General features: G+C 34.9%; 19 protein-coding genes and 5 tRNA genes. 5 read left to right on the top strand and 19 right to left on the bottom strand.

The window, feature by feature from the left end; genetic code table 11:
• Window positions 1-177: 177 nt before the first annotated feature.
• From HW447_RS14195 to HW447_RS14140, 12 genes are all read right to left on the bottom strand, one after another.
• Window positions 178-366 (bottom strand): DUF5659 domain-containing protein, encoded by a 189-nt coding sequence (locus HW447_RS14195; RefSeq protein ID WP_176255783.1) that lies wholly within the window; start codon window positions 364-366, stop codon window positions 178-180.
• Window positions 330-482 (bottom strand): hypothetical protein, encoded by a 153-nt coding sequence (locus HW447_RS14190; protein WP_176255782.1) that lies wholly within the window; start codon window positions 480-482, stop codon window positions 330-332. The genes HW447_RS14195 and HW447_RS14190 overlap by 37 nt, the downstream gene beginning before the upstream one ends.
• A 59-nt stretch (window positions 483-541) precedes the next feature.
• On the bottom strand, window positions 542-706 hold the full coding sequence (locus HW447_RS14185; RefSeq protein ID WP_176255781.1) for a hypothetical protein: 165 nt from the start codon (window positions 704-706) through the stop codon (window positions 542-544).
• Entirely contained in the window at window positions 703-1527 is an 825-nt protein-coding gene (locus HW447_RS14180) for a hypothetical protein (protein WP_176255780.1), read from the bottom strand. The genes HW447_RS14185 and HW447_RS14180 overlap by 4 nt, the downstream gene beginning before the upstream one ends.
• 71 nt (window positions 1528-1598) lie before the next feature.
• The gene (locus tag HW447_RS14175; protein WP_176255779.1) at window positions 1599-1871 is read right to left on the bottom strand and encodes a helix-turn-helix domain-containing protein; all 273 of its coding nucleotides are present in this window, start codon (window positions 1869-1871) and stop codon (window positions 1599-1601) included.
• Window positions 1872-1883: 12 nt separating this feature from the next.
• Window positions 1884-2342, bottom strand: coding sequence for a hypothetical protein (locus HW447_RS14170; RefSeq protein ID WP_176255778.1), 459 nt, complete (start codon window positions 2340-2342; stop codon window positions 1884-1886).
• A 126-nt stretch (window positions 2343-2468) separates the two neighbouring features.
• Window positions 2469-3320 (bottom strand): hypothetical protein, encoded by an 852-nt coding sequence (locus HW447_RS14165; protein ID WP_176255777.1) that lies wholly within the window; start codon window positions 3318-3320, stop codon window positions 2469-2471.
• Between the two features lie 11 nt (window positions 3321-3331).
• Entirely contained in the window at window positions 3332-3613 is a 282-nt protein-coding gene (locus HW447_RS14160) for a hypothetical protein (protein WP_176255776.1), read from the bottom strand.
• 26 nt (window positions 3614-3639) lie between these two features.
• Window positions 3640-4110, bottom strand: coding sequence for a capsid assembly scaffolding protein Gp46 family protein (locus tag HW447_RS14155; protein ID WP_176255775.1), 471 nt, complete (start codon window positions 4108-4110; stop codon window positions 3640-3642).
• A 242-nt stretch (window positions 4111-4352) separates the two neighbouring features.
• Window positions 4353-5546, bottom strand: a complete 1194-nt coding sequence (locus HW447_RS14150) for a site-specific integrase (protein WP_176255774.1) — start codon at window positions 5544-5546, stop codon at window positions 4353-4355.
• Between the two features lie 78 nt (window positions 5547-5624).
• A complete protein-coding gene (locus HW447_RS14145; protein WP_002341493.1) occupies window positions 5625-5831 on the bottom strand; it encodes an excisionase in 207 nt (68 codons plus the stop codon).
• Entirely contained in the window at window positions 5824-6966 is a 1143-nt protein-coding gene (locus HW447_RS14140; RefSeq protein WP_004610987.1) for an XRE family transcriptional regulator, read from the bottom strand. Before HW447_RS14140 ends, HW447_RS14145 begins: the two co-directional genes overlap by 8 nt.
• Window positions 6967-7492: 526 nt before the next feature.
• Between HW447_RS14140 and HW447_RS14135 the strand changes: the two genes are divergently transcribed.
• The 5 genes from HW447_RS14135 to HW447_RS14110 all read left to right on the top strand — a co-directional run bounded on the left by HW447_RS14135 (window position 7493) and on the right by HW447_RS14110 (window position 12130).
• Window positions 7493-8113, top strand: coding sequence for a helix-turn-helix domain-containing protein (locus tag HW447_RS14135; protein WP_009242236.1), 621 nt, complete (start codon window positions 7493-7495; stop codon window positions 8111-8113).
• A 458-nt stretch (window positions 8114-8571) separates the two neighbouring features.
• On the top strand, window positions 8572-9645 hold the full coding sequence (locus HW447_RS14130; protein WP_243176310.1) for a leucine-rich repeat domain-containing protein: 1074 nt from the start codon (window positions 8572-8574) through the stop codon (window positions 9643-9645).
• On the top strand, window positions 9642-10379 hold the full coding sequence (gene erm(B), locus HW447_RS14125) for a 23S rRNA (adenine(2058)-N(6))-methyltransferase Erm(B) (RefSeq protein WP_002321849.1): 738 nt from the start codon (window positions 9642-9644) through the stop codon (window positions 10377-10379). Before HW447_RS14130 ends, erm(B) begins: the two co-directional genes overlap by 4 nt.
• A gap of 145 nt (window positions 10380-10524) precedes the next feature.
• Window positions 10525-10809 (top strand): topoisomerase C-terminal repeat-containing protein, encoded by a 285-nt coding sequence (locus HW447_RS14120; RefSeq protein WP_074074849.1) that lies wholly within the window; start codon window positions 10525-10527, stop codon window positions 10807-10809.
• 202 nt (window positions 10810-11011) lie between these two features.
• Window positions 11012-12130: an immunoglobulin-like domain-containing protein gene (locus HW447_RS14110; protein ID WP_308464087.1), complete on the top strand. Its 1119-nt coding sequence runs from the start codon at window positions 11012-11014 to the stop codon at window positions 12128-12130.
• A 1515-nt stretch (window positions 12131-13645) separates the two neighbouring features.
• Here HW447_RS14110 and HW447_RS14105 read toward each other — a convergent pair.
• From HW447_RS14105 to HW447_RS14075, 7 genes are all read right to left on the bottom strand, one after another.
• Window positions 13646-14839: a hypothetical protein gene (locus HW447_RS14105; RefSeq protein ID WP_176255773.1), complete on the bottom strand. Its 1194-nt coding sequence runs from the start codon at window positions 14837-14839 to the stop codon at window positions 13646-13648.
• A gap of 57 nt (window positions 14840-14896) precedes the next feature.
• On the bottom strand, window positions 14897-15832 hold the full coding sequence (locus HW447_RS14100; RefSeq protein ID WP_176255772.1) for a tyrosine-type recombinase/integrase: 936 nt from the start codon (window positions 15830-15832) through the stop codon (window positions 14897-14899).
• A gap of 116 nt (window positions 15833-15948) precedes the next feature.
• Window positions 15949-16021 (bottom strand) — tRNA-Phe (locus tag HW447_RS14095).
• 27 nt (window positions 16022-16048) lie between these two features.
• Window positions 16049-16122: transfer RNA gene (locus HW447_RS14090), tRNA-Met, on the bottom strand.
• A 52-nt stretch (window positions 16123-16174) separates the two neighbouring features.
• Window positions 16175-16256 (bottom strand) — tRNA-Tyr (locus HW447_RS14085).
• Window positions 16257-16298: 42 nt separating this feature from the next.
• A tRNA-Val gene (locus HW447_RS14080) sits at window positions 16299-16371 on the bottom strand.
• 38 nt (window positions 16372-16409) lie between these two features.
• Window positions 16410-16483: transfer RNA gene (locus HW447_RS14075), tRNA-Asp, on the bottom strand.
• Window positions 16484-16626: the final 143 nt, after the last annotated feature.

The raw sequence follows: 16626 nt of genomic DNA, 5'->3' as shown, positions 1-16626 counted from the left end.
CCTAACACAAGTAAATTCTTCATGGTGACAGTTAGGACATTTTTTGTGCCCAATTGACACCTACCATGGTGACAGAATGGGACACTTTTTGTGCCTAACTGTCACTTAATAAGTAATAGATAAAAATAAGTAATAGATAATTTTTTGCACCCTCTAAAGAGGGATGGCAGCGTTGCTTTACTCTTTTATCTTCTTTAATTCAGAATAATATTCCTCAATCAGTTCATCTAATTCTTGAGTTCTTTTATAGACAAATACCTTATATTTAGGATTATCATAATCAATCCTGCTGTATTCAAAATCTATTCCATGTTCACTTAAATAATTTGCTAATCTAATACGTTTAATGACTCTTGTGTGTTCCATAATTCATCCTCCACTTCTGCATAATCGTTATAATGACTTTTCTTTTTTCTCTTTCTAATCTCATACCATTCATCATCTGGTAAATCTTTTGTAATCTCATATAAATATTCGTTCATCTTCCTAACTCCTTCTTTTTATTTCAATCAATAAAAGGGATGCATTTCAGCAATCCCTTCTAAATAAACCTCTGTAATTCTTCTTCTAATCCTGTTTCATTTTTAAAAATAAATATGCTTGCGAGCGGCTGTTCCCTATTTGGCTTAATATCAATAATGGTATATCCTTTGCGGAGCAGTTCCCTTGCAATGCTGGCTTTATATACAATCCAATTTTTTCTCATGCTATTTTTTCTATCTCCTTGCTGTATCTCATTTTGTTTCTATATGTAAATGCTAATGAAAATACTTTCGTTTCCTGATATTGCTGTACATTACATTCTTTAACTTCAAAATCTCTATAACAAATGAACTCGCCTGACGGCAAGGTAATTTCTATTCCAAGAAGTTTCCCTATCGTTGGCAAGTCCAGTTCTGTTTTTAATCTTTTATTGTCAAATCTTATTTTCTGTTTTAAATGATATTTATTTATGATGCAGTCAAAATCTGTTTTTTCATGACGCTGAATTACTTCATAAAGTTCTTCAAATCCAAGGATATTTACCAGATAATGATGTTGAGTATCATGAAATTTATTACTATAAAAACCCAAGAAGGAACTGTCAATTGCAAGTAAAATCATTTTTCCTTCTTCTGTTTCTGGAAGCGGATAATTCAATATACTCCACACTTCTAATAAAGTACTTCCGCTATATTTGTTGGTATAACATTGATTGCTGGAGTTGCCAAAGGTATTGATGTTAATCATGTCTTGATTCCATAAATCATCTTGTTTTAAATTGCTTACATGATTATCTATGGCATATCCTTTTTTTACTGCCACATCAATGTAACACTGCTTATTTAATCCTAATTTTTTATATGTTTTCAGTAATTCTTTGCTAAAATACATATGTCCAAAATCATAAAAGTATCGAATATTCCAACCTTTTTCTTTTTCTAATAAAGCACAACTGGTCAGACTATCAATATCATCACTGAGGACTAAATCCAAATCGTTTGTGTTTACCCATTTTGGTAATAATTCTGTATATTCTTGTTTCATATCTTCTCATCTTTCTCATTGTTTTAGTCTCCTTTTACTCATCATTTTTCATTTTGTTTACAGTGGTAGGTCTACCTACACTTGTTATCGTTCTTCTGTTGTTCCAGAAGTTTTTTATTTTTTTTAAGGTCAGCGGAACTGTTTACTTTTCGTTTGCTTGCATTATAAATTTCATTGCAGTAAAGAGCATTAATCCATCTTTCATATAAATCTTCTGCTGGTTCATAAACTCCTTGCTCGCAGTAAATAATATATCTGTTGGTAATACCTAAATAATTTGCCAACATGGATTGACTAATTCCACGTAATTCCCTTACTCGTTTCAGTTGCTCCCCATTTAACATACTTCCCACCCCTTATCTGTTGTGATCAGACACATCATAATACGCCCAATCTATAATTTCTCTGGGAATCCATACATCCCCAGCAATATATGCTTCTGCTAACTGTACAGCATATGTATAAGCAAGTTCCTGTACTTCGCCAAAATCAATCAACTCATCTGGTTCAATCGCATTTCCAAATGCAACAAGTCCAATTGCTTCTAATGCTGCGTTTTGCCAGCATTCCCTATATGCCCGTTCATAACAATTTCCATAGGGACAATTATCTTCATCTAAACCAAATTCCTCTACAATATCTTCTGGAGATGAATGTGCATCTATAATATTTCCAAATGTCCACACACCATAGCCGCCAGCAAATCCTCCTTTTGTTTTTCCGAACTTTGCAGCATCAATAAAACCTTTAGGAGGATTTTTTCCAGAATATATTCTTGGTTTTTTCTTTCCAAATAATCCGCTAAATAATCCCATCTATGCTCCCTTTCAAAATAAAAAAAGGGGCATCCAACATAATGTCAGACACCCCTTAATAAAAAACAAGATACGCACTGAATGCGTACTCTTATCTAAGTTTGTGTTTATTTATGTTGTTTAATTTTATCCTACTACGCTCTGACAAAGTACAATTCCTGCTTCATCAATTAGTTTTACAGCGTAAATTTGAGAACAGAATACCTCGGTTAATCTCTTAGAGGCATCCCTGTTTGTTTCTACAAATGGATTTTCTTTTGGCATATATCCAAGAGAATGTTTCTTTACAATAAGAACATATCCTTCTGTATTGGTAGTATCGTATAATCTATCAGAGAGCACTACTGGAATACCCATATAGGAGCCAATGACACCGTTTACAACAGTTGAAGCATTGTTGTCTGCTACATACGTTAAATCTCTTTTTACAAATCCATCCATCTTATAGAAGGAAGTTGCAAATTTGCTATGTACTACAATTGCTGCAAAATCAGCCGTATCACGATCATCACCATACATTTCTAATGCACCAAGTAATTCATCTTCTGTAATAATATTCTTGGCTGCAAGTTGTTTCTTAAATGCTGTCTTTTTTGCTTCATTGATTAAATCAATATCTAATTTACGTGCAATAGAAGTACCTTGCTGTGCAGCACCTTCCTGAATTGCGTTACCAAGGGCAACTACATTATCATAATCGTATACTCTGATACCAGGAGCAGCAATCATCTTAATCGTTGCTGTGCTGGATTTCTGTTCCATGTCCACACTTGTCATTGCGGTTCCTGGCTCAATATCTTCAGCGTCATTAATACGTTTCCATACTGGAAATGTAACTGTTTCGCCAACCTCCTTGTCCATTAGTGAACCAAGATTATCTGCTAATTGTGCCACTTTTACCTGTCCTTCTACTTTTTCTGTTACGATAGAAGCATAAATATCTGGAACAATCATTGTCTTTTTATTTACCAATGCCATATTTCTTTACCTTACCTTTCTAATTCCTGTTTAATATAAATTACGTCATCCTTTATTTCCTTTAAATCATCTTTGTAAGATTTCAGCACCGATACGAATTCAGAATTTGTTTTGCTAAGTTCCTTATTCTGTTCCTGCGCTTCACTGATTACAGCATACAATTTTTCCTCTCTATTTTCGTTTTGCTCACAATTTTTCTGCCATATTTTCCATATGAAAAAGGACAAAGCAATGACACATACTATTGGAAAACCAAGTGCTGTAATCAAATGTTCAATTTGTGATACATCCATTTGATTCCCCTTTTAATTATCTGCTTTTATCTACTAAGGATTTTATATAGTTCAGGATTTTCTTCATATAATTTGCATCTCTGCATGTAGGACATTTTTCTGAACTGGTCTTTTGTGATTCCTTGGTTATTAGCATGTTGTTCGGGTTTAAAGTTACTGTTGAGAAAGTATTTGCCAAGGGCTGTACCTACCTTTTCAATATCTTCCTCAATGTTCTCACCAACAGAAATAAATGAAGCAAAGTCCTCTGGAAGTCCTTTCTCTTTTAATTTGCTGGCGATAGCAGCAGAGCGTTCTTTGGAAATGAGTTCCTTTTCTCGTTCCTCAAGTGCCCTTATACGTTCATCCAATTTAATTTCTGCTTCTGTCTTTTCTTCTGGCTTATATTTCGCCAACTCTTGTACATATTTGGTTCTGACCTTATCTGTTTCAGATTGCAGATATTTTTCAACGGAAGCAAGTTGCTCATCTGTTAAATTCAATTCTTTTAAATCCATTGTCTTTCCTTTCTGTAGTTACTTCGCCCTCGTTACAGAGTTCTGTTTGTCCCTACTTTAAATGTCGTTTGATTTAAATTATATATGTCTTTTTGACTATCTTTTTATATCTCCTTAAATGTCCGCAAAGCCTTATTTTATAGGCTCTACGGGCATTTTGCTTTTGTGGTAAACCTCACATATCTAGGTCTATCTTCTTATATTTTCGCTATCAAGCGTGGTTAAAATCGTGGTAAATACTTCTATGCGATTAGACGCTGAACCTCTGATTTTGCGGTATCTATGGACGCATGAGCGTACCAGTTCATTGTGATACTAATGTTTGAATGTCCCATGATATACTGTAAATCTTTTGGGTTCATGTTCTTGCTTGCCAGTCTTGTGCAGAATGTATGGCGTAGCGTATGCGGTGTGATATGTGGCAAGGGATTGTCCTTGTGGTGCTTGTTATATTTCTTTACCATACGGACAAATAAGGCGTTGTAATCAATCGCAACTTTGGGCTTGCCTTTATGATTGACAAATAAGAAATTGCTCTGTCCGTCTATCACAAATGGTTCTGCCTTTGGGCGTTTCTTCATAACCCGTTGAAATGCCTGTATTGTTTCTCTACTTAATGGCACTTGTCTTATTCCGCTTTTCGTCTTAGGCGTTTCAATATAATAGCCCTGTTCCTTGCTCTTTAGTAACTGGTGGTCGATAATTACAACTTCATTCTTGAAATCAATATCAGCTACTGTCAGTCCGCACAGTTCCGAGATACGAAGTCCAGTCTTTAACAGTATCAGCACATCATCATAATGCTTGTGATACACATTGTCTGTCTTGATAAATGAGAGTAAGGCTTGTTCCTGTTCCTCTGTTAATGCGACTTTCTCTTTGGTATCATTTTCTAGGACTTCACTTAACTTAAAATCAAAAGGGTTCTTCCTTACACAATCGTCTTGTATGGCGATATAGAATGACGCTTTTAACGAGCGTTTATGGTTGTTAATGGTGTTATAGGAAAAGCCTTTATCTTTCATGCGTAACGCCCATTCCTTAGCGTCAGAGGGTTTTATCGTATCAATGCTCCTAGCACCTAACTTGTCCTCTTTCAATAACCGCATGAGTTGTTCCCGTTGTTTCTGTGTACTTTTCTTCACATTTGCTCTCTGTGCGTTCTGTTTGGCATAAAGTTGGCAAAGTGTCATTTTCTTGCCTGTGCTGTCGATACCGTCCTCAATATCCCGTCTTATCTGCTGTTCCAGTTCACGAAGTGAGGGTTTTTCCCGTTTTTTCTTTGGTGTCGGGTCTGTGGGTGTCAATCTCCAAGCATACACATATTTTGTGTTTCCAAATGCGTCTACATATTTATATAAGTATTTTCCGTCTGTTCGTTGGCTCTCTCCAGTATGCAGGATACGTCCTTTACTATCCCGTCTTTTTTCTTTCATGGTGTCTGCTCCTTTCCTTGTTGGAAAGAGCCTTGATATGACTTGTGTTCATCATAACACATACAAGGCTCATTTGCATTAGATTGCGTCCAATTTGTCAATAACCTGTTCAAACTGTCGGCGTTTAATCTGTATGCGGTTGCCATTCATAATGAGCCAGCCAGCGTCCTTGTTTTCCTCTGCCAAGCGTCTTAACTTGTTTTCTCCGATACGGAAATACTTTGACGCTTCTTCAATGGTAAGGGTATATTTTTCCCATACGGGAATATCCTGTGCATTACTCATAAAACACCCCCTCACTTTCGATTACATCTGCTATATCCGTACACATCTGTTCTACAAGCATTTCCTGTTTTTCGGAAAGGTGGGTACATTCATCAATCATTTTCATGTAGTTTGAGCCTGTCAGCCTGTCGATTTCCTCTATCATCACGATTGACGGCATGACCTGTCTTTCCAGCCATTGCAGAGTGCGTTCCATATTGACAGGTACGGGGTTCATTTCAAAAGGTAAACTGTCATGGGAAATGAATATCTCCCACAGCGGATAATCGGGAAATTGCACAAAATCAGTAATAAGGTAAAACACCAACCCATGAGGGTTATATGTCAATAACAATTCCTCAACTGCCTGTACTGCCTTTTTATCACGCAGACGAATTTCAAAACGGTTGATAATATCCGTATGTTTCTTTTTGGTTGCCTGTTCCTTTTGTTTTTCATACAGGCAGAAATATTTTGTGCTTGCCTTTGAGCCGATATAAAGGGTACTTGCTAAATTACGGTTTTTTCCGCTTAGTTTTCCACCTTGTACATTTTCATAGTTTTTACAGCGACAATCCGCACCGCCATTTTTGTATTTTTCAGACAAAACGGGAATATCCAGCAGACCGCACATATCATTGATTGCCAAGTCAAAACGTCGGATAACACCGCCACAGTCAAGACAGCGGTTTAAAAATGAATACCAATCCCTGTTCTGTGCCTGTAAGACATATTCCATGTTGCGTGAGCCTGCCCCTTTTAATTCTAAAAATACACCCATGTGTTCATCATCAGAAGCCATGACCTTGATTTCCCCGTAGGCATAATGCTCCTTATAGCCATAATACCCATAGTCATAATGGATAAAATAGTCCGCTTTCATGCCAAGCACCTTTCGGATAACTTCTAATGCGTCAGTCGTTGGAAAACGGACAGACAGATAATCAACGAGCAGATAAAAAGGCTTATCACAGACATAGTAATTCAGACAACGCAGGATAATGTTCTGTGTTTCTTTACTTGCGTTGGCTTTTCCGTTCTCAAAGCGGTTGATACTATATCTTGATACATGGGTAAGACTTGCAAGTTCTCCTTGTGAAAGACCGCTTGCAAGACGTTTGTTCTTCATTTCAAGTGCAAATTCTAAATTGTTCATTGTATTCCTCCAATCCCACAACAGCCTTGAAATACCTGTAAACCACTATTCAAAAGAATGTGAAATTACTATCTTCTTAAAACTTCTCATTACTACTCACAGGTTTGGGGTTGTATGGTTTTTGACTTGTCTTTTGTGAAATAGTGCCCCCCTGTTAGATAACGGGGGCACAGTCAAGGCTCGCAGGCTCGCCAGCCGACAAAGCATTTCTTCCCCTTGACACAAGGTGTCATGGCGGTAAGCCTGAGAGGCTTCCGCCACCGTGTCAGAAATACTTTGTCAGCAAGTCCTGTTTTGCCTTTTCTAACAAGTTCCATTTCAACCAATATTCATATCTACGGGTTTAATCAGATGGGTATTTCTTTTTGAATGTTTTTGTATTTCATGCTATTGTGCTTATTCACTCACAATAGCATAGTAATTCTTATATGCTTATTTGTCAATATCTTTTTTTGTCTTTACAAATCATATTAAGCATGATAGACTTATAACAGTGAAGATATAACGAGATATGGAGGGTTGTGCAATGAAAATAAGCCATTTAGGAAATAATATACAGACCATAAGAAAATTTAGGGGAATGAAACAACAGGAACTTGCGGACAAAATCGGTATCAATATGCAGAGCCTTTCCAAGATTGAAAGAGGGTTGAACTATCCTGCTTATGAAACGCTGGAAAAGATAATGGAAGTGCTGGACGTAACGCCGAATGAATTATTATCGGGAGAATGGAAGTATGTCAATCAGTCTGAAAAAGAAGTCTGTCAGTTTTTAAGAACAGAAGAACGTCTAAATGCAGAACTGAAACACGGACACTATGATAACTTCTTTGACAGCGAGGAAGAATGGCTGGAATATGAATTGGAAAAGTTACGGGAATACATTACAGACTATATCAACGGGAAAAGCATTGAAGCGTCCGACCTTTACCCAATCAAAGAATTTATCCAGCATTTGAAGTTTCAAAAATTACTAGACCGCTATGATGATTTATACAGTATGGATATGTTTGGGGAAAGCATAGAGGGACATAAATATAGGACACCTTATCAAGTCGTGAAAATGATAAATCCGAACTCAAAAGAGGATATGGAACTGTTACGGGAAGTATTAAGGAATAACCATTTTGATGATGAGGACGAGTAATCTTTTTCCTCTTGCGAGAAGATACAGCAAACAAAAAGCCCGATCAAGAGTGCAAAGCACCACCAATGGTGGCAAGCTCTTGACAGGGTTTTTTCTTTTCTGTTGTGGGTACTCAAGAGGAAAAAAGGAAAAGTGTGATGTCTCAATTTTTTTATCTTGCACGCATAAAAAGATTGAAAGAAGTGTTTGTTTCCAGTATAATGTTTTTTGTATAGAAGCAAGGATTGAATTTTTTTGAAAGAAAGGGTTGACAGTCATGTTCACACATTGTTACGCTTGCGACAGACAGACAGACAGACAGACAGACAGACAGACAGACAGACAGACAGACAAGTAAATTCTGCCCTTTTTTCAATTCTATCAATAATAAACAGAACGCACAGATTATCCAGTTATAAGGGGGAGTTTGTGCGTTTTTCTATGCAAAGAATTTATGAAAAATAAGGAGTGAACAAACTATGAAGAAAAAACAAGTCCTTGCAGTAAGTTCCGCATTGATGATTGGAACAACAACTGCACTTACAGGGCTTCCTACTCCTGTCATGGCACAGGAAAACACAGAAGTTGTGCAGGAAGCCGTTGTAGAAGAAAACAAGACAGAGCAAGTTCCTGTGGAACAGAAAACAGAAAACGCAGAAGTACAAGAGAATATAACAGACAAGGAACAGGAAGAAACTGCTGAAAATGCAGAAACTTTAAAAGAAGAAAGTACAAAACAGGAAACACCTGCAACACCAGAAAAAGAAGTGGTTACCGAAGATAAGACCGTTGAAGCAAGCAAAAATACAGAAGTAAAAGCTGGAAGCATTGCTATTGATGAAACACATTTTCCAGACAAAGTATTTAGAGAACAAATCATTGCAGAATTTGATAAAGACGGCGATAGTGTGTTATCTGTTGATGAAATATCAAAAGCCCAATTCTTAAACTTACATGGTATGAAAACGATATCTTCATTAGAGGGTATTCAATATCTAACAAATTTGCAGTCTTTAGATGTTTCTACGACTTCTGTTTCAGACTTAAGTCCGGTTAAAAACTCATCTTTAAAAAGATTAGATTGTCGTTCTTCAAAAGTAGGAAGCGTTGATTTAACACGTTATCCGAATTTGGAAGCTTTCGTTTGCGATAATACATCAATTAACAGTCTTGATGTATCTAAGAATGAAAAATTGAATACGTTATTTGCAGATAGTACCTCTATTTCCAATTTAGATGTAACAAACAATCCTAACTTAGAACAACTATCTTGTAGCAATACAGGATTAATGGAACTTGATGTCACACATAATCCGCAATTAGTCACTTTAGATATAGGAGATACAAAAGTAAAAACACTTGATATAAGTAAGAACCCTAATTTGAAACAACTATCATGTTATAGGACAAATATAGCTGAATTAGATGTAACAAAAAACACAAAACTGACACGCCTTTTTTGTCATGATACAACTATTAAAAAATTAAATGAAACACTTAGAAAGAAACAATTTATCTTTCTAAAATATATTTTACGAGGAGTGATTACATGAACAAAAATATAAAATATTCTCAAAACTTTTTAACGAGTGAAAAAGTACTCAACCAAATAATAAAACAATTGAATTTAAAAGAAACCGATACCGTTTACGAAATTGGAACAGGTAAAGGGCATTTAACGACGAAACTGGCTAAAATAAGTAAACAGGTAACGTCTATTGAATTAGACAGTCATCTATTCAACTTATCGTCAGAAAAATTAAAACTGAATACTCGTGTCACTTTAATTCACCAAGATATTCTACAGTTTCAATTCCCTAACAAACAGAGGTATAAAATTGTTGGGAATATTCCTTACCATTTAAGCACACAAATTATTAAAAAAGTGGTTTTTGAAAGCCATGCGTCTGACATCTATCTGATTGTTGAAGAAGGATTCTACAAGCGTACCTTGGATATTCACCGAACACTAGGGTTGCTCTTGCACACTCAAGTCTCGATTCAGCAATTGCTTAAGCTGCCAGCGGAATGCTTTCATCCTAAACCAAAAGTAAACAGTGTCTTAATAAAACTTACCCGCCATACCACAGATGTTCCAGATAAATATTGGAAGCTATATACGTACTTTGTTTCAAAATGGGTCAATCGAGAATATCGTCAACTGTTTACTAAAAATCAGTTTCATCAAGCAATGAAACACGCCAAAGTAAACAATTTAAGTACCGTTACTTATGAGCAAGTATTGTCTATTTTTAATAGTTATCTATTATTTAACGGGAGGAAATAATTCTATGAGTCGCTTTTTTAAATTTGGAAAGTTACACGTTACTAAAGGGAATGGAGATAAATTATTAGATATACTACTGACAGCTTCCAAGAAGCTAAAGAGGTCCCTAGCGCCTACGGGGAATTTGTATCGATAAGGGGTACAAATTCCCACTAAGCGCTCGGGACCCCTTGTAGGAAAATGTCCTAAGTGTGGCAACAATATTGTGTTAAAAAAATCGTTTTATGGTTGTTCAAATTATCCTGAATGTAAGTTTACTTTAGCTGAACACTTTAGAAAGAAAAAACTAACCAAAACAAATGTAAAAGAATTACTAGAAGGAAAAGAAACCCTGGTAAAAGGAATCAAAAACAAAGAGAAAAAGTCCTACAATGCCGTTGTAAAAATCGGAGAAAAGGGATATATTGATTTTATCTCTTTTTCAAAATAAGCATAAAAGCCCTTTAAACAGGGCTTTTATATATTAATCACAAATCACTTATCACAAATCACAAGTGATTAATCACAAATCACTTGTGATTTGTGATTCCTAATGATACAATATTACTATACAAAAAAAGAATGGGGCGTAGTTATGGAGAAGGAAGAACTCAAAATACTTGAAGAATTAAGACGTATTTTAAACAGTAAAAATGAAGCAATTGTTAGATTTAAGCAATAATTTAGAACTTGAAATGCTACGTTGCGGTGAAATTTTTGAACAAGGGATAAGAGGTCTTGATATAAGTAAAAACACAAAAATTAAAAAATTAATTTGCGATGATTTATACTGGTTAAATGTCGGAGAGAATAAAGTTCTTGAAAATAATCATGCTTTTGTAGGCAACGGTTATATTGATATTAAAGGGAATAAAATCGACTTAAAAAAAGATGTTGAACAAGGAATAGATATTTCAAAAGTAAAAGTTACTGCAAATGGAACTTTAGATAAAGATACAGGAATTATAACGGTAGATGATGTAAAAAAACCAGTTACTTATGAGTATGATTGCGGTACTTATAAAGACGGAAACGTTGTTTTAAAAGTAGAATTATCGTTAAACTCACAAGGAGAAGATAATACAGCACCAACTATTTCTGCAAATGATGTTACATTGAATGTAGGCGATACTTTCGACCCATTGGCAAATGTAACAGCAACAGATAAAGAGGACGGAACTATCACTTTGACAAAAGATAATATTGTTGCAAATGATGTAGATACTTCTAAGGCTGGTACTTACCATGTGACTTATAAAGTAACAGATAAAAACGGAGCTTCTGCTAAAAAAACGATTACTGTAACTGTGAAACAAAATACAGGCGACCTTAACTCTGCTCCAATCATTTCAGCAAATGATGTTACATTGAATGTAGGCGATACGTTCGATCCATTGGCAAATGTGACAGCAACAGATAAAGAGGACGGAACGATTATTTTAACAAAAGATAACATTATTGCAAATGATGTAGATACTTCTAAGGCTGGCACTTATCATGTAACTTTCCGTGTAGTAGATAAAAATGGTGCAATTACTGAAAAAACAATTACAGTTACCGTAAAAGAAAAAGCAACAAATAAACCTGTAAGTCCACAACAGCCACAGAAACCGAGCAAGCCAACTACTCCAACAAAGCCTAGCGGACAAAAGAACCCTGTAAAAACAGGTGATATGACAAACGTAGGATTGTTTACTTCTATGTTTGCTGGTTCAACCGGTGTATTAGCTGTTTTATTCGGTAAAAAACGTAAAAGAAATAAGAACAATTAACAAAATGTATAATAACAATCAATAGCGACTAATGATTTTCATGTAAAAGGACACCAAACTATACGGTGTCCTTTTCAAATTCTTACGTCATATCAAGGCTCATTCAATCGTGGTAAATTCGTGGTAAAATGAGTGCTTTCCTATATTTCAAAATGCTTGAAAGTATAGTGTTTATGCGGATAATCAAAAATCAGATATAAAATTTATATAAATTTTTATAACAAAAAAAGAACCTGTGTAAACAAGTTCCCTTTTACAAACGTATTTATTTTGGCAACCAGTGGCAGGATAAATCCTCGTATCCTTATTTTTATTTCGCCCAGATGATTTATACTTTAATTTGGAGGAGGCAGGGTTTGAACCTACTACAAAATCATCAAAACTTACCATAAAATTTTGGCTTTATACTTTATTCATCTAAGCAATGGGGGCGAGTATGTTTACATTTTTGCCCGTCCCCTTATTGTCATTATCTTAGTTTTTACTATATGCATATTTCCTATATAAAATATACTTTTATTATAACTACGAGTCCACATTTAAAGATATTTTTTATTTGCTCAATACTTTCCCTAAAAGGGGCGTATTTTATGTTACGCTAAAATATTATTCTGCTTAGTTTTATTGAAGTTTTTAGTGATTTAGTATATTTTCTATAACGTGACATTTTTTGTTCTTTTACTCTCCCTAAAAGGGGCATATCTAATAGAAAATATATTTTATAATTTCTTTTTGTCTACATAGATTTTTTTACAAATATAACTTTCATGAACTGGTGGGACATTTTTTGTTTCCCTCTCATATAACGGACGAATTCATAACCTTAATTTTCTGTAACACTATTGGCATTTTCCGCTGTCTAAAATACATTTGGAAGTAAGATTCAACAGGCGAAAAATTTCGCCCGTTAATCAGTAATAGATGGTGTCGCAAAACACGACATCATAATTTTAACTGTTCTTCTTTCCTAAAGTACCTCTATTCCAATTTATAAATTTGTCAAGTTTCATTGAAATTTTTAGGTATCGTTTTTATAAATGTCGGAATATAAAAATACTCTTCATATATGGATAATCCATCACATATTATTCTGCTTAGTTTTATTGATGTTTTTCATTGCTAAAAACAGTTAAGTGTCCACTATCTTCTTCATAATAGCGGACTTATTAAGATAAAAAATATTATAAAATTTTCTATTATTCTATTGAATTATTAGCATTTTAAAAACACTCACTCTTTTTGGTTTCTCTTAGTTTTGGTTCAACACTCTGTAATAACTCATGAATAATTATTGTCCACTATCTTCTTCATTATAGCAGGCTTATTGAGATGAAAATTATTATAATTTTCCCTATTATTCTATTGAGTTTTTAGCATTTTAAAAAAGTGGTAGATTTTACATTTCTCGTTATATCTTGCATACATTTGCCATTCAATAGTATACTTACTGAGATTTATTATTTTGTTTAGTTTTATTGACTTTTTTAAGCATCATAAATCATCAAGTGTTCATCATCATTGTCGAACTCTCGCATCAGGAGTACTCCCTATTTTGATACCATCAACCCATGCTTCTATTCTAATTTCATAACCCACTAAGTTTTTATTGATAAGAGTAAAATGATAAATATAAGGATTGCTTAAATCAATCCGAATATAGTCTACAATATCTTCATCTGTATATTCTTCTCCATCAAAAAATATTTTCCATGAAGGTACTAAATCTGTTTCTTCAGATGGTGTTGCTGTTACATTATAATCATTATATCCAAATGCTTCTGGTGAATAATATAATGTATCGCCACTTACAAAATCATCACTAATTTCCCATGTAATAACTGGTTCTTCTGGATCAGGCGGATCAGGTTTTTTATTCCCAACAGTAATTACAGGTGAAGTGTAATCTCTGCCACCAATAGGATTTTTTAAAGTAATTGTAAATGTACCCTCTTTCATTGCAGTTAATACTCCATCCTTTATCTGTGCTGCATCATTGGATACTGTGTATTCTTCATTACCAAAATCCTTTTTGTAAGAATTATAATTTTCTGTATTAACAATAATGCTATGTAATGGAATCTCTTGTCCTACATATAAATCATTCACATATAAAATACCCACATACTTATCATTGGAATTGATTTGGTTTTTCTTTAAATATAAGTTATGAATACCATCTAAAAAGAAGTTATTAACAATTTCATATCGTCCACCAAAATCTAATATTTCATTATTGATTTCCACATTATCCAAGAAATCCTGTTGACTTGTGTGCATAGATAAATTTCCATTCACAATTTCTATAAAAGAACCAGAGGGATTTACTCCAGATAATGTATTTACTACAAATGGTACTTCATGATACCATGCTGCATTTCTGGTTCCATTAGCAGTACTACCTTCATATACAATTACATTAGCATTACATCTAAATGCTCCAGAAGTAAAATACACATCACTCTCTAAAGCGTCTTTTGTCATTACCAGATACTTCTCACCTTTTAACAGAAACATAGTTCCTTTCTGTATATTGGTATTTTGTGGATAGAAAATGATTACAGAATCATTCGATTTTGCTCCTCGACTGGATTTTCTGAATATTACTTTATATTTTTCATGTGTATAATAGTCCTCTATTTCTATGGCTTCCCGTTCCATAACATCAGTAAATTGTCTTTGCGTTAAATTAATTAAATCAGATTTTACCATGAATACTCCTTTCGTATATTAAAATAGGGACACCCTGTTTTAGGGCATCCCTCATACTTACATTCTTATTATTGTTTTATTCTTTTTTAAGCGATCCAGTGGATTAAATTTTTCAAAATCAATCTGTAAATCTTGTCCCCAAATAGCAACGTATTCTTTTGTCACAGTTAAATCACTATGTCCTAATATTTTCTGTAAGCGGAACATATCGCCACCAGCCATAATAAAATTCTTAGCAAACGTATGGCGGAATGCATGGCAGGATGTTTTATTGACATTATGTTTTATATTGTATCGTCTAACTAATTGCTGATATGTTCTGCAAGACGCTTGTAAGCCATATTCGTTACAAAAAAGATAATCATCAGGACTTCCTCCACGTATAACCAAATATTCCTGTAGAATGTCTCCTAGCGTGTTTGAGAGTGGTATAATCTGTTGCTTTCTATTCTTTGTCTTTCTCAGTGTAATCATACCATCATTAAAGTTAATATCATTTATTTTGATTTCTAAAGCAGTACTGATTCTATTCCCAGTTCCTAATAAATAATTTTCAAATACCCATGTCTTATAGGTAGAAAAAGAACAGGATTCCATATCGGGTCTGCTTAACAACTTTAACAATTCTTCATCTGTATATGTTTCTTTGATTTCTTTTTCTGCTTTTATAAGTTGGATTTTAAAATGTGAAACATATCCGCATTCCATACAATAATAAAGAAACGCTCGAATAGTTCTTAGGTAGGAGTTAATGGTAATGTCATTTCCTTTTGTGTGTTCTCTGAGCCATAGAATATATTCATCTATTGTATCAGATGAAATCAATTCCACTAAAGTATCTTTCCCATAAAACTCCCAGAAATGAACCATTTTTTTCTGATAAGATTCAATAGATAAATCTGTTAGATTTTTGATTTTACACTTTCTAATAAATAATTCAAATGCTTCGCTTGCTGTCAGATGGTTCTTCTTTGTCATGCTGATTTTCTGCATAGTTTCCGCTCCCTTCTGTAAATAGGACTACCTTTTTTGATATAGGAAATCCTACGAAGGGGATGTAAATACAAAAAAAGAGAACCACCCATGAAAAGGTAATTCTCCTACGTTAATGCCCAAAGTCGGAATCGAACCAACGACACGAGGATTTTCAGTCCTCTGCTCTACCAACTGAGCTATCTGGGCCTTTTCCTTATGCCTAAGCATAAAAAATTGCGGGGGCAGGATTTGAACCTACGACCTTCGGGTTATGAGCCCGACGAGCTTCCAGACTGCTCCACCCCGCGCTAATATATTTAGTATAAATGCCTGACGACAATTTGTCAACCTGCATTTTAGTGGGCGAAGGTGGATTCGAACCACCGAAGGCAGTGCCAGCAGATTTACAGTCTGTCCCCTTTGGCCACTCGGGAATTCGCCCATATTGATATTATACACACTTTCTGATAAATAATACATTCAATGGGGCCTACAGGGCTCGAACCTGTGACCCTCTGCTTGTAAGGCAGATGCTCTCCCAGCTGAGCTAAGACCCCAACTGTAAAATTATCAGCAAATGTATTAAGAAGAAAAACGACCCGGAACGGGTTCGAACCGTCGACCTCCGCCGTGACAGGGCGGCGCTCTAACCAGCTGAGCCACCGGGCCATTTTCAAAGGTATATACATACCTTCAAAACCACATATTGAACTACCAAGCCACAACAACTCTCTCCTGCTCCTATACCGTCTGGTTAAGCCCTCGACCGATTAGTATCAGTCAGCTCCGTACATTGCTGCACTTCCACCTCT

Source organism: Enterocloster alcoholdehydrogenati, from assembly GCF_013282095.1.
GTDB classification, from domain to species: domain Bacteria; phylum Bacillota; class Clostridia; order Lachnospirales; family Lachnospiraceae; genus Enterocloster; species Enterocloster alcoholdehydrogenati.
This window is presented reverse-complemented; position numbering and strand designations above follow the sequence as displayed.

Bases quoted from the DNA above. Each gene is read 5' to 3' on its own strand.
- HW447_RS14105 (WP_176255773.1), bottom strand. From the start codon at position 14,839: ATGGTAAAATCTGATTTAATTAATTTAACGCAAAGACAATTTACTGAT.
- HW447_RS14175 (WP_176255779.1), bottom strand. From the start codon at position 1,871: ATGTTAAATGGGGAGCAACTGAAACGAGTAAGGGAATTACGTGGAATT.
- HW447_RS14130 (WP_243176310.1), top strand. From the start codon at position 8,572: ATGAAGAAAAAACAAGTCCTTGCAGTAAGTTCCGCATTGATGATTGGA.
- HW447_RS14190 (WP_176255782.1), bottom strand. From the start codon at position 482: ATGAACGAATATTTATATGAGATTACAAAAGATTTACCAGATGATGAA.
- HW447_RS14160 (WP_176255776.1), bottom strand. From the start codon at position 3,613: ATGGATGTATCACAAATTGAACATTTGATTACAGCACTTGGTTTTCCA.
- HW447_RS14165 (WP_176255777.1), bottom strand. From the start codon at position 3,320: ATGGCATTGGTAAATAAAAAGACAATGATTGTTCCAGATATTTATGCT.
- HW447_RS14100 (WP_176255772.1), bottom strand. From the start codon at position 15,832: ATGCAGAAAATCAGCATGACAAAGAAGAACCATCTGACAGCAAGCGAA.
- HW447_RS14145 (WP_002341493.1), bottom strand. From the start codon at position 5,831: ATGAGTAATGCACAGGATATTCCCGTATGGGAAAAATATACCCTTACC.
- HW447_RS14155 (WP_176255775.1), bottom strand. From the start codon at position 4,110: ATGGATTTAAAAGAATTGAATTTAACAGATGAGCAACTTGCTTCCGTT.
- HW447_RS14180 (WP_176255780.1), bottom strand. From the start codon at position 1,527: ATGAAACAAGAATATACAGAATTATTACCAAAATGGGTAAACACAAAC.
- HW447_RS14110 (WP_308464087.1), top strand. From the start codon at position 11,012: ATGAAGCAATTGTTAGATTTAAGCAATAATTTAGAACTTGAAATGCTA.
- HW447_RS14170 (WP_176255778.1), bottom strand. From the start codon at position 2,342: ATGGGATTATTTAGCGGATTATTTGGAAAGAAAAAACCAAGAATATAT.
- HW447_RS14140 (WP_004610987.1), bottom strand. From the start codon at position 6,966: ATGAACAATTTAGAATTTGCACTTGAAATGAAGAACAAACGTCTTGCA.
- HW447_RS14150 (WP_176255774.1), bottom strand. From the start codon at position 5,546: ATGAAAGAAAAAAGACGGGATAGTAAAGGACGTATCCTGCATACTGGA.
- HW447_RS14195 (WP_176255783.1), bottom strand. From the start codon at position 366: ATGGAACACACAAGAGTCATTAAACGTATTAGATTAGCAAATTATTTA.
- HW447_RS14185 (WP_176255781.1), bottom strand. From the start codon at position 706: ATGAGAAAAAATTGGATTGTATATAAAGCCAGCATTGCAAGGGAACTG.
- HW447_RS14135 (WP_009242236.1), top strand. From the start codon at position 7,493: ATGAAAATAAGCCATTTAGGAAATAATATACAGACCATAAGAAAATTT.